This window comes from Alteromonas sp. AWM4_230, assembly GCF_056158305.1.
The window spans coordinates 1,297,083-1,310,182 of record NZ_JBSWTB010000001.1 but is presented as its reverse complement, the minus strand read 5'-3'; the positions used below and the strand labels follow the sequence as shown (position 1 = coordinate 1,310,182).

The window sequence follows — 13,100 nt, the reverse complement described above, 5'->3', positions numbered from 1 at the left end:
AAACCAGCCCACTAACGCTCAATATACATCCACAACAATCTATGTCAATCATTTTCAATCACAATTAAACATTAATGTTACATATGAAACACATGAAGATTACATCAGCAATAAGTTAATAAAGAGAGAAAGGCATTGTAGGAGTGAACCCTAGCTAAGACGCTTAAGGTATGCAGCAATAGAAGAGTGTTTTATAAAAAATGGAGTTGATGTTTAGCGCGTTACAAAACAAAAACGCGGTAGTAAAGCGCTAACAAACACGAGTTAATCGCAGGCCTGTACCACAATCACATTTACGCCGTTGTCTTCCAATTTTTTCAAGGTTGCAGCGTCGGCATTACTATCAGTAATAACGGTATCTACGTCTTTTATCCCGCAAAAGATAAGATTCCCTTTCACGCCAATTTTTGAGCTATCGGCAAGCACAATAAGCTTCTCAGCCCGTTTTCGTAGCTTCTGCTCGGCAAGTATAAGCAGCGGGTCTCCCTCCACTACACCGAATTCACTTACGCCAGGGGAACCCATGAACATTTTACTGCCGCGATAATTTTGCGTGGTGTCATTCTCAAACGAACTTAAAATTATGCTTTGTTTTCGGTACACCTCACCGCCAGGCAAAGTTACCTGATTCTGACTATTTTCAAGCAGCTCATGAGCAAGTACAAACGAGTTGGTTAATACATTCATACGTCGATCAACTAAGAACTCCGACATCATGAACGTCGAGCTTCCACCATTGATAATAATTGATTCGCCATCTTCACACATTTCCGTAGCAGCCTTGGCAATCATACGTTTAGTGTTGGTATTTTTTTCTCTATCGACTAGGAATGCATTACCTGATAGGCGTATATTCGATACGGATCGACTCTCTATCACTTGAGCGCCGCCACGTATTTTCTCTAGCTTATTTTGTGCCGCCAATTTATTGAGGTCTCGGCGTATAGTGGCTTCTGATGAATTCAGCTGCGTGCACAAATCTCGCACGCTGATGAAGGTGGCTTCATCAAGAATATCGAGAATCAATTGGTGGCGCTGTTTCTCAAGCATGAATATCCCTTGTCGTTAGGTCTTTTTGTTAACATTAATATAACCACAGTTACGCTCAACATCAATCATACACTATTGAAAACGCGTTAATTTGATTGGTTTATGCGAAATAGCCATTGTGCTCTGTATTTTTCCATACCGCTAAAATTTGACGCTAAGCATGGCTCTACTGCGATATCACTTCCATCATAATGCTCAAATTCCGTCAATGCCGATGCTCCCAGTACAGTACCGGTATTGTCAGCAGACAACCAAACTTTTTGATGAGGGCGTAATTGAGCTACTAACGCACAGAGTAGTTGGTTTTTTAAGAATGCGCCCTCAATATAAATTTCGCCGTGCGCGTCTAAATCGTCTAATCGCCGATCAATCATCAATGCACAATATAAGGTTGCAATGGCGTGCACAGAACTCGAGTTCTCTGGGCAATACTGTCTGGGCGAAAGTCCACCAAAAGGCCCATTTCCGTTACTGTAATCGGGCGTTACCATCCACAAATTATCTATGGCGGTTTGAAGATCTTGCTGGGTCGGTGACATCACTATATTGCCCCCCAAAGAAGCACAGATTCGTTCGTATTCACGACCTCCCATAAAACGGGCGCAAGCAACGGGGTTACCATAAACATCGACGTTTGACAGAGTATCCTTATGATTTCCCAAGCCTTCAAGGTTACCGTTTACTTGCATTAAAATGGTCCAGGTTCCCGTTGAAATGACAGAGAATGCTTTATTATGGTTTAGTTTCAAGTACCGCAGTAAGCTCGCATTGCTGTCATGGACCCCCGTATAGACTTTGCAACTTATCGGTAACCCCGTCTCTTCACTAACCTTATCTGTCACAGTGCCTAAACAATCCCACGCATTTTTTAAAGGGGGAAAAAGCCGGTGCCAACTTTGTTTCTCGACTAAGGTGGAATACTGACCTGAAACCGGTTCCCATAGGTCCGTATGGCACCCTAGGGAGGTGACTTCTGTAGCCAGTTCACCGCAGAGCCTCCAGGCCCAATATTGCGGGTACATTAACATCGCGGTTGCAGAGGAAAATGCTTTTGGGTAATGACTCTCAAGCCAAAACAACTGTTTACCAAGGTTTAGACCGCAAGGTAGCGAAGGAGAGAACGTTTCATTGAAACTAGGTCTCACAGTCATATAATCTTTTTCGCAACTATCTACACCTTCGTATTCGTAGTCTAATATAGGCAGTACCAACCCCGTAGGGTTAGATTTATCTGTATGATTAATTAAAGCACCAGCTGCTCCGTGCGTTGTTACGCTAATCGCTTCTACCGAGGCTGTGAAATTACATGAGCGTAGTGTCTCGGTAAGCCAAGACCAGATTGCATTGACATCGCACTGACTATACATACCTATAACCGGCGAGTTTTTACAGCTAAAACTGGCTAATTCAGTATTATTTTCGAGAAACAACAGCTTAATGTGTGTTTTCCCTATGTCTAAAACGGCTTTTCTCATGAATGAATACTTCCTTATGGTATTTGTGCCTAAATTAAGGCGATTAACCTACCGGGCTAGATAATAAATCAACATGGTTACAGTCCATCACTTGGCGAGGAATGATAGCGCCAGGATGGCGAATAATCGTACCCGCTAATTTTGCGGCAACTTCAACAGCGTGCGTTACTGACATTTTTTTTGCCCTGCACGCCAAGTACCCTGCGGTAAAACCGTCGCCCGCTGATGTGGTATCGACTACGTCTGTTACTGGTACGATAGAGACAGAGGTGTCTTCGAATGGAGTAACGACTCTTACAGGTTTAACCCCATCTTTTAAGATCATCTCCTGTGGCGACATAGAGGAAAAAAAGTCTACTATTTCAGGTATAGAAGCATGTCCAAATAATGCGGTATGATCTTCCAACCCTGGAAATACAATATCGCTTAAAGAATAAGCTTTTTGTGTCCAATAGACTGCATCTTCAAGCCCTTCCCACAACATAGGGCGATAGTTCGGATCAAAAGCAATGGTTGCCCCCTTGGCCTTACTCTCTTCTAGGAAGTCGAGCAACATCTGTCGTTGAGCCGCACAAAGCACGGCAAGGGTTATGCCTGTAAAATAAATGAGATCAGCGTTGTCTAGCGTTATACCGTGATTAAAAGCAAGATTCATAAGATCTTTAGCAGCGGACCTATCACGCCAATAATGAAAAGAGCGCTCACCTTGTGAGTCGGTTTCTATTGCATAAAGTCCAGGCAAACGGTTGCGATGTTTTAACATCAGCGAGCTATCTATCCCCTCCTCTTCAGCGAAATGGCTTATACGCTGACTAAATTTATCAGTACCAATTGCGGTTAAATAGCTCACCTGACTCTCGTTAAACACCCGCTTGAAGTAGATTGCACTATTGAAGGTATCACCTGCGACGTTTAGGGTAACGTTATTACTCTCTGTCATAGGCAGCTCTACCATCACCTCGCCAATAAAAACACTGTGGTACATAAATTTGCTCTAGGTTGTTTGTGGTTTTGCGATAATCGGAAAAATTTATTTTGCTCTATCTAGCTGATACGTATCTTTATAGATGCCACGAGCGGCTTCTTTAACCAAGTCGGATACTTGTTGGATATTACCTTTAGGAAATACTGCCGCAGGAGCTGTGATACCAAGTGCGGCTACTACTGTACCCATGCTATCTCTGACAGGTACAGCGACACAGCGTATATCCTTGTTGTATTCCCTTTCATCGACGGCATACCCCATGGCTCTTACCCTAGATAACTCTTTCTCAAGCACATCAATCTCAGTAATCGTCAGGTCAGTATGTTTTTCCATCGGATGCTCTTCCATAAGTAGCTCGACATTATCTGCATATAAGAATGCGAGAAATACCTTTCCTGTGGCAGAGCAATGAAGCTGAGCTTCCCCCCCGGACGCTTAGACACCATCAAGGGGCTAGGACTGTCAAACACTTCCACTATTAGTGCTTTCCCATGGTTTGGCACCGCTAAGTGGGCGGTATACCCCGTTTGCAGCGCTAAACGTTGAATATGGGGGATGGCAAAATGCTGCAGACGGTCAGAATGGATAACTTGTAACCCTAGCTGTAATAGACTTGCTCCGCTGAAATAGAGTTTGCCCCGCTTTTCGAGCAGGTTTTCTGCCAGTAGCGTTTTTAACAAACGAAACACTGTGGTTCTTGGAAGAGACAACGCTTCCTCTAGGGCTTGCATACTTAACCCTTGCTCGCTGTTTGCCATCAATCGTAAAATTTCGCAAGCATGAACCACACTGGGTATTGTGTAACGTTCTGTCGCCATGTTGACTCCATCTTTTTGAAGTGCTGAAGCGCTTTCGCGCCTCGGACTCAAGGTTATTAACGCGCTAAGAAACCGCCATCGACTGCAAGGATATGACCATTTACATAGGCACTGGCATCACTGGCTAAGAATACCGCCGCACCTTGTAAATCTTCTGCCTCGCCCCAACGATTTGCTGGGATACGCTTGAGTATTTCATTGCTGCGTTCACTGTCATCTTGAAGCGCTTGCGTGTTATCGGTACGAATGTAGCCAGGAGCAATGGCGTTAACTTGAATATTGTGCTGCCCCCACTCGTTCGCTAATGCCTTAGTTAAGCCAGCGATAGCATGTTTGCTAGCGGTGTATGCAGGCACCGTAATACCCCCGCTGTAACTGAGCATTGAAGCTATATTGATGATTTTTCCACGCCCGTGTTTGACCATAGTCTTACCAATTGCTTGGGACAATATAAATGCAGAATCAATATTCACATGCATCACATTCTGCCATTGTTCAAGTGGAAATTCCGTTGCTGGCGCGCGATAAATGGTACCGCCGTTGTTAACTAAAATATCTATGCTACCTTTTATTGTCAGTGCTTCATCAGCAAGAGCGCGCGTTGCATCCGCGTCACTTAAATCAGCACTAAGGGCATATGCATTCAGGCCTAGTTCCTTAATTTTAGTCACTGTGTCATCACAGCCACCTTTTCGACTACTGGCACAAATTACAGTTGCACCTGATTGAGCCAGACCCACCGCAAGCGCTTGTCCGATACCTCGGCTTGCTCCTGTAACCAGGGCTGTCTTGCCATGTAGTTCAAAATTTAAAGCCATCGCTTCTTGCTCCCTAATACTAAAATTGATTGCTAAAAGTAGTTATCGATTTACTGCACCTTTGCTGGTGCAACTTCAACGGCATATACGTGGACTGGGCCGTGCATATTGGAACGGAAAACAACCCATTTATTATCTGGTGTGAAGGTAACATTAGGCTCTAACCTGTAATCGTGGTTTTCCATATTCACTAACTTAGTTGCTTTCAAAACTGACGGCTTAATCAAATGCTCAGCATCGGGCGCACTTATTCCTGCCACGTCTTTAACAAGTTGCGAATCAAAAAGGTATATCCATTTGCCATCATTGGCGCGAGCAACCATCTCACTGTCGCCGCCATCACCGGCAAATAGAGTTCCGTTAGGCGCAATATTAAAATGAACCGACCACCAGTCTCGAGGAAGGTGGCGCCATACCCGCTCGTTAGTGTTTATGTTTACACTAGCCAGCCAAAATACCTCTCCTCGCGGCGTTTGCAGGTCGTAGAAAATTCGTTCCCCTGAGGCATCAAAAAACTCATGCCCTGCTATTTCCATATTCATCGTCCGCGCGTGCATTTTTTTACGTTCACTGCCATCTAAATTCATGGTCCAAATGCGATCAACTTTATGCCATGGACCCTCATGGCAATACATAATCTTGTTAGGATCTTGAGGAGAAAACTGAATGTGATTTAACCAGTCTGTCGCTTTATAGATGGTTCGCTGTTCTCCGGTCTTGATATCGACCACAAACATCTGCATAGGAATTCTAGCTTCAAGGCGTTCATTAATTCTTACCTCTTTGGCTTCAGCAAAAGTAAGTGGTTTACCGTCCTCACCTAGCGCCTCATATCGCGCTTCAAATCGAGCATGTCTTGGTCCCGATTCAAGTTGATAAGCACGCTCTGCAAACGCACCTATAAGCAAAGTTTCATCGGCATTGATTGAGTGAACTTTCCCCCTAGGCACAGTAGCAACGTGCTTTGCATCACCAGTATCAATATCAATCGCAAGTACTTGGGTAGGTTGCTGCAGTTCGTTTTTCGCTACAACTTTCCCGCTACCAACTCCTTCGATCTGTGTTACATACACATTGCGACTTTTCGGCCCCATGAATAACAACCCGACATCAGGATGTTCGTAGAGCCTGCGTACTTCAAAGGTAGTCAAATCTACTGTTGCAATGCCTCGCGGATTATCAACAGAGATAACCATTTTATCTCCTTCGGCGCTGTAACCGTTTTGATGGAAGTACAATGAGCGAGAGCCAGGTTCTTCAGACAGCCTTACAACACGGTGGCCCGTCGTCTCGTCTATCCACTCCTTAGGAATCGTGTTGGCAACACTTGAGGTAGCGAATAATGCCAAAGTGAGTAGGAGGCTAGAAAACGCGTGATTACTTTTCATTGAGTGCATCTCTCACTCCTGGTTTGGTAACTGAAGGAGAAAAACGCCCTACGTTATTGCGTCCCCAGAGGTCGTCGTATTTAAAACCAGATAGATCTTCTACAATGCGCTTGTTTTGTTCCGACGTTGGCGCAGTGGCGCCTGTTTTCAGATGAGCAATCTCTCCCATCAATACTTCATGGGTCTCTTTACTTAATTTAAAGAACGTAGAAACGTAGAAGCCGAGCAACAAAACGATAATAGGCCCAACCGCTAGCATGACCACAATAGTGGAAACTGCTTGGTCACTTTGCGCGTCCGCGCCTGAAATAAATCCCCCCATTTCCAGGATGATCCCCACTGACATGACCGCAAGCGCCTGTGTTGCTTTTCGAATGAACGTCATGACACCCGCAAAACTTCCTTCGCGACGCTGAGCGGTCACGATTTGGTCTACATCCGCCATGTAGTTGTACGTGTTCCAAGGAATGTAATTAAGCGCGCCCCGACCAAGACCAGCAATAATCACGCCTGCGGCTAACCATAACAGGTTAAACTCTCCACTCATGACGTACATCAGCACTAGCGCGACAATAGCAACGATATAAAGTGAAATTGCTACGCGATAGGTTGGTGCAGGTCCAAACCGCATAACTAACGGTATTGCCACTGCCACGGCGGCGAGCTGTGCAATGTAAGTTACCGCCATCATTTCAGATGCCACGACAACGGTTCCGCCAATTGCGAATACGACAAAATAGGTGAACACAGCATTAAATACATCTTGGCTAATATAACCACCGAGATACATACCTAGATGTAAACGAAATGCTCGAATCTTCAGTGTAGAAGTGAGATTGGTATATAACACTTTGAAGGTATCAGCCACACTTCCTTTGCGTTCCTGCGCCAGCGCGTCTTCACTCACACCGGTTTGTTCACGTTCCCACGTAAACAACCACACAATGAAAACCACTGCCATAAACAAGGCCGCAAAAATAACCCCCATAATTAGGAAAGTTGATGCTGACTCTTTCCCCCCAACTGAACTGACAATCCAACTAGGTAGAATGCCCGCCAAAATTGCCGACATTTGTCCGGTAAGAATACGCGCACCGGCAAGCTTTGCTTTTTTCTTATAGTCATCTGTCATTTCGGCAGCAAGCGTTTCATAAGGAATGATCACCGCTGCGTAAACTAATTCGAAAAATACGTAAGTAACTAAATAGTAGAGGTAATGCTGACCACTAACCCACATTAATGCAAAGCTCGGAAGCAAGGGAATAGAAAACAATAAAAAGACTCTGCGACGGCCGAACCGGCGCCCAAGTCGCGTATTGCCTAGGCCGTCTGATATATGACCAATAAGAGGACTTGCAACCGCGTCTAGTATACGTGCTATGGCAAAAATACTCGCAGCTTCCACTGCTGATAGACCACAAAACGTTGTATAGAAAAACAAAATCCAACCACTGATGACGGCCATGGAGCCTGCACCGAGGATGTCATTAAGACCATACGCGATATAATTGACGGGTTTTAGTTCTCGTCTTGCCATTATTCTATTCCCTCTTCCCGTGTGATTGTTGATTAGATGTAGTTATTCATATACTCAACCAGAGCCAGTATCGCCATAGACTGGCCATACGGCATCGACGTTAACGGGATATCCTTGTAGCCTTGAAGGGTATCGAAAACAGGCGTACCAAATGAGACCTGCTGAAGTTCACCGGTTTCATCAATATGTTCAATCACCGCTTTGATTGCTTTTTCTGCGCAAGGGAGATACTCCTTACCAACGTAACCTTTTCGCACTGCTTTCAAAATGCCGTAAGCAAATCCTGCGGCTGCAGACGCCTCTAGATAAGAGTCAGGATCATCAAGCAAGGTATGCCATAAACCATCTTCATGCTGTGTCTCAACGAGTGCTTTAATTTGTGCTTCTAATGTTTCAATTAAAAACAATCTCAAGCTGTCAGTCTCTGGTAAATCGAGCAACTCGATAAACTCAGGAATAGCGATAGTGACCCAACAGTTTCCCCTAGCCCAACGCGCATCGGCAAAGTTGTGACGACCATCAAATGTCCACCCGTGGAACCAAAGTCCTGTTTTTCTATCAGCGAGGTATTTGGTATGTAACATAAACTGACGCTTCGCTTCTTCAACATAATGAGGTCTGTCTAATAGCAGGCCTATTTTAGCCAGGGGAAGCACACTCATCATTAATGTGTCATCCCACAAGTGCTGATAGTTGTCTGCGTTAAACACAATATGTTGTAAACCATCTTCTTCGGTGCGCGGCATGTCTCGCATTACCCACTCTGCCCACACATCTAAATAAGGGAGGTAGCTGCGATTACTCGTGCGTTCTTGCATGTAAGCAAGGGTTAGGAAAGGAGACATAGTGTTAACGTTTTTCGTCGGCGTGCCTTCTGCAAATCGGTCAGCAAACCATGCTTCAATAATTTCCTGCGCCTTGCTGTCTCCGGTAATATCCCAATACTTTAGCAAGCCGTACAGACCTATACCGTGCGTCCACTCCCAATCTCCCCAGCCTTTAGTGTCAATAACACGTCCATCTTCGAGTTTAAGCAAAAACTCGCCGGTTTCATCAGTAATATTGACAAGATTATCGATAAGTAAATCAATCTTATTGCGAACCGTTGAATAGGCGATGTCGTTTACGATAGCAGGCATAACAATTCCTCTAATTAAACAATACGGGCTCAAATATAGCCGCCGTAAAAAATCACTTTCAATCACAATACATCATTTCACATCAATTTAACATGATTACCGAAGTGATTTTTACAATTTAAATTCATATATGAAATTTATTTGTTCAAATAAGAAAAGGCGCTCAAAAATTAAGCGCCTTATAAAAGGTTAAACGATTAATTGTTGGCTGCTCTATAAGGCGTCTTTAATAAGAGCAAGATTTTGGATTGCAGCAAGTCCCCACTGGGACGCATCATTCGTTGCAAGCCAAGCTGCCTCGTCAACCGAATTTAGGGTTCTCGGCCCCGCAATGCAGTCAGTTTGGATGGCACCTTGACTACTAGCCTTATTGAACTCCCGCCAAGCTCGTTTAGCCAGGGTTTCATCATTCTCTTGAGCTGCAACATAGGCTGTAAGTCTAGAATGAGCCACCGTAAGACTGTTGCCTTTCATACGCTTGCCAAGTACTGCTGTTTGTTCACTCGCGGGCGCACTATATAAGCGGCCGTATTGCAGCCATGCTTTTTTGTATTCAGGCACGTCGAGTAATTGCAGTAATTCAGTGGATATCTCTATTAGTCCGAATACAGAGCTTAAATGGGATAGCTTAGGCCCTGTATCTTCATAGGGAACTAATTTTTGTGTTTTCACATTGTAGCCAAATGCGCCTGCAAAGAACCCTTGAGGGTGAGAACCAATAACTTTCATCGCATTAACGAGCTTTTCTTTGTACTCGTCGTTACCGCTGCGCTCCCATGCCGTCAGCCAGTTTGCAGCAGTAGAGCCCCAATCTGTTCCTACTCCCATCTTCGCCAATCCAGGAATAGGGTTAACTTTATCTACCTTCCGGGTTGGATTTACCACAGCTAGTGCAGCGTCTGCATTTGCAACTTCGTTGAGAACATCACCAGTTCGTTCGTCACCGGTAATGTAGTAGTGAAAACGACGATAAGCCGCGGTGCTTATGCGCATTTGTTTAGCACTACACCCCCAATGCTGTACGTTGTGACGAGTACCTAGCCCCTTAAATTTACCGGCGTGATATATATCCACATCGCGATTGTGCCGAGTCATGCGCTCAGCTAAATGAAAGCTGGTAGGATCGCCACTACGTAAAAACGAGTACCATAGCCATAAATCAGGAGACAACTCAGAATTATCCCATGCATACCCCCCTATGTCGTATCGCCAAACGTGACGATCAGCATCATAGGTATGCATAATATCCCCGTAATTCCAAAATCCGTACCAATGACGCTGTTCAACTTGTCCAGCATAATAGTGAACCTGCCATGCTAGTCGGTCCTCTATTTGTTTGCGTGCAGGTGTTGAACGATCTGGTAAGCTCCACACGCCGCCAAATACTTTAGCTTCTAAGTAATCAATTGGCGCCGCCACTAATCTAGAGGGGTGGCGTACTTGCTCCGCCATGCGAATAATATCATCTCTCGCTGGTATACTGTCTTTCACTGAAAGGGTAAATTCGGTGGTACGCGCGATGCCATGAGCATCGCCAAATCCAGGCTCATAATCTTCGTAGATGATATTGAGGGCGTCGAGTTGCTCCTCATAGGTTTCTTGACCCATTCCGTCGTGATAAAAGCGTACGTCCATGGCGGGAGCTTCAGGGGAGTAAAACCATATTGTGGCGTGAGAAATCGCTTCTCCTGCATCGCGTATATCGATTTGTACTGGGTGCAATTGCCAGAAGTCACGCATGCCAAAAGCGATACCGCCACTACAACCGCCCAGATAACCTACCCCACTTGAACGCGCCCCTTGATCTACACCTATCCAACCGTGACCTGCTTTGGTTCTCTTTTTGATCTCAAAGCCGTTAGCACCTATTTGCGTTAATGTAACATCGTTCCAAACTGGGATGTATTGCAAGCGACTACTTACACGCTCATCCCATTCACTTAAAGGAGGTGTTTTGCGTCCCGCGATCTGGGCATCTTTTACCGCTTGACCGGGGTCTCGCCTAAGTCCCGTAATACCCTTTACCGCTTCTGCCCATAGCCCTTCTCCTTCCCCTACTAAACGCAGATGCCTGTCGTAAAGTGCATCGTTTTGCAGTACCGAGAAACGCAAACCTAAACCTTGTATAAAGTCATTGTTTACATCGCCGTCAAAAACAAAAGAGTGAGTTATGTGTAACGCCTCGCTGCCAGCGTATCCATACAGTCGTATTGTGAAGGGCAACCATTGTTTACTATTTTCTCTAGCATGAACCCCCTTAACTTTGATGACAGCACGCACAGGTCCGGTCTGCTCAACCGTAACGCTTTGTATTTTTGAAGAAAATTGAGTAGTAACTGCATCGAAGTCAGGGGAGGACTTTACCAATCCGACAAGATGTGCGTTTTGCCCAATTAACTTGTTACCACGCATCAACTTACTAACAATATGCGTACCCTGTTTAGGAATTTCAAACTGCGCTATGCCTGTTGAAAGTGTCACCGCATTGGCGTTTTCACTTACCTTGACCGGTGTTCTGGGAATCTTTGGAGCTGATTTTATGATCTTTGCCGCGCGACCGACTTCTGCTGATGCAGGTATAGCATGAGCCGTCCACTTTATAGAACCATCAGGCCAAAATGCTGTTACCCATGTTTGCAGAGGAATCTGCTCGCTTTTTTCATTAACAAGCGAAAGTGGCTCTCCTTTACGCAACGCACCCTGTTTCCATGGATAACCAAAAGTCGTCCCTTTTAGTTCGCCGGGCTCATCACCGTCTAGCCAATTGAGAGCGCCTTTAATACGCTCTATTTTTTTTGATGATTGAAGAGGCGTACCGCTAGCCGGCTTCGTTGATGCTGAACACGCTGTTAATGAAAATGGCACAGATGCTGCCACCCCAGAACGGATAATAAATTCTCGTCTATCCATGTGGACTCCGATAACGCTTATTGTTAATTAGTTTTTAATCTTTGTTTAATTTTTATCACAAAAGAAATAAAATAACCAATTATGATTGGATTTGATTGATAATAATTGCGCATTTAAATCTTCAGGGGAGAGATCACTGTGTCGAATATATTTACTTTACTAGCCAAAGCTAGCTTATTTACACTCGTAGTGCTGTTATTGCCTAGCTACCAAAAAGCACCTGATACTATGCCCCTTAACGCTGTCCCTGCACAAGTAACTCAACATATGCAGCTTATCTATGACAACCCCATGCAAAGTGACGAAGATATGGCTGGTTGGCGAATGGAGGGGCCTGGGCAGGTAAGCTTCAAGAGTAATTGGATGCAAATGTGGTCACCTGATGAAGCCATGCATCATGTGTATTGGGCTCCCGTGTCATTTCCAGACAGCTTTGTAGCGAGTTGGCAAGCGCAAGCCCTCAATACTGACGCTGGGTTAGTCATTATTTTTTTCGCGGCTAAAGGGGTAAATGGAGAGTCTATTTTCGACGACCAGCTTGTACCTCGAAATGGTACTTTCACTCAATATACCGAGGGTGATATTAAAAGCTATCATATATCTTACTATGCAAACGCGGCCCACAATCCCAATCGTCAACACGCAAATTTGAGAAAAAACAACACGTTCTCATTACTGCAAAAAGGAAAAGTAGGCATTCCTGCTCAGTCAACACAGATACATAACATCACGCTAGTGAAGCAAAGCGCGCACATACAGCTGTTTGTTGATGACGAAAAGGTGATTGACTATATAGATAACACCTCGGTTATAGACAACGTCGACACGGGTAAACCTTTGACAGACGGCTTTATAGGTTTTAGACAGATGAAATGGACTCAGTTCCAGTATAGAAATTTAAAAGTATGGGCCAATACAACCCCATAGCACTCACTAAGCCAGTGTCATAGCTGGCTTAATTTTCTCTACATGCGAACTAA

General features: G+C 44.7%; 10 protein-coding genes and 1 pseudogene. 1 reads left to right on the top strand and 10 read right to left on the bottom strand.

Features of this window, described 5'->3' with window-relative positions; all coding sequences use genetic code 11:
• Positions 1 to 264: 264 nt before the first annotated feature.
• The 10 genes and pseudogenes from ACXACS_RS05610 to ACXACS_RS05565 form a co-directional block, all read right to left on the bottom strand.
• Positions 265 to 1,050 (bottom strand): DeoR/GlpR family DNA-binding transcription regulator, encoded by a 786-nt coding sequence (locus ACXACS_RS05610; RefSeq protein WP_474804997.1) that lies wholly within the window; start codon positions 1,048 to 1,050, stop codon positions 265 to 267.
• Between the two features lie 86 nt (positions 1,051 to 1,136).
• Entirely contained in the window at positions 1,137 to 2,525 is a 1,389-nt protein-coding gene (locus ACXACS_RS05605) for an FGGY-family carbohydrate kinase (protein WP_474804995.1), read from the bottom strand.
• Positions 2,526 to 2,568: 43 nt separating this feature from the next.
• Complete coding sequence (locus ACXACS_RS05600) at positions 2,569 to 3,510, bottom strand: sugar kinase (RefSeq protein WP_474804993.1); 942 nt, start codon at positions 3,508 to 3,510, stop codon at positions 2,569 to 2,571.
• A 45-nt stretch (positions 3,511 to 3,555) separates the two neighbouring features.
• Positions 3,556 to 3,879: pseudogene (locus tag ACXACS_RS05595) on the bottom strand (IclR family transcriptional regulator domain-containing protein); the annotation flags it as partial.
• Positions 3,822 to 4,328, bottom strand: a complete 507-nt coding sequence (locus ACXACS_RS05590) for an IclR family transcriptional regulator (protein ID WP_474804991.1) — start codon at positions 4,326 to 4,328, stop codon at positions 3,822 to 3,824. The gene ACXACS_RS05590 and the pseudogene ACXACS_RS05595, both read right to left, overlap by 58 nt.
• A 56-nt stretch (positions 4,329 to 4,384) precedes the next feature.
• Positions 4,385 to 5,146 (bottom strand): 2-dehydro-3-deoxy-D-gluconate 5-dehydrogenase KduD, encoded by a 762-nt coding sequence (gene kduD, locus ACXACS_RS05585; protein ID WP_334019963.1) that lies wholly within the window; start codon positions 5,144 to 5,146, stop codon positions 4,385 to 4,387.
• Positions 5,147 to 5,196: 50 nt separating this feature from the next.
• On the bottom strand, positions 5,197 to 6,534 hold the full coding sequence (locus ACXACS_RS05580) for an oligogalacturonate lyase family protein (protein WP_474804989.1): 1,338 nt from the start codon (positions 6,532 to 6,534) through the stop codon (positions 5,197 to 5,199).
• On the bottom strand, positions 6,524 to 8,071 hold the full coding sequence (locus tag ACXACS_RS05575; RefSeq protein ID WP_474804987.1) for an MFS transporter: 1,548 nt from the start codon (positions 8,069 to 8,071) through the stop codon (positions 6,524 to 6,526). Before ACXACS_RS05575 ends, ACXACS_RS05580 begins: the two co-directional genes overlap by 11 nt.
• A 32-nt stretch (positions 8,072 to 8,103) precedes the next feature.
• A complete protein-coding gene (bglB, locus tag ACXACS_RS05570) occupies positions 8,104 to 9,210 on the bottom strand; it encodes a beta-galactosidase BglB (protein WP_474804985.1) in 1,107 nt (368 codons plus the stop codon).
• A gap of 213 nt (positions 9,211 to 9,423) precedes the next feature.
• The gene (locus tag ACXACS_RS05565; protein ID WP_474804983.1) at positions 9,424 to 12,120 is read right to left on the bottom strand and encodes an exo-rhamnogalacturonan lyase family protein; all 2,697 of its coding nucleotides are present in this window, start codon (positions 12,118 to 12,120) and stop codon (positions 9,424 to 9,426) included.
• A gap of 138 nt (positions 12,121 to 12,258) precedes the next feature.
• Here ACXACS_RS05565 and ACXACS_RS05560 point away from each other — a divergent pair, with 138 nt between their 5' ends.
• Complete coding sequence (locus ACXACS_RS05560) at positions 12,259 to 13,047, top strand: DUF1961 family protein (RefSeq protein WP_474804982.1); 789 nt, start codon at positions 12,259 to 12,261, stop codon at positions 13,045 to 13,047.
• The last annotated feature ends 53 nt before the right edge of the window (positions 13,048 to 13,100 follow it).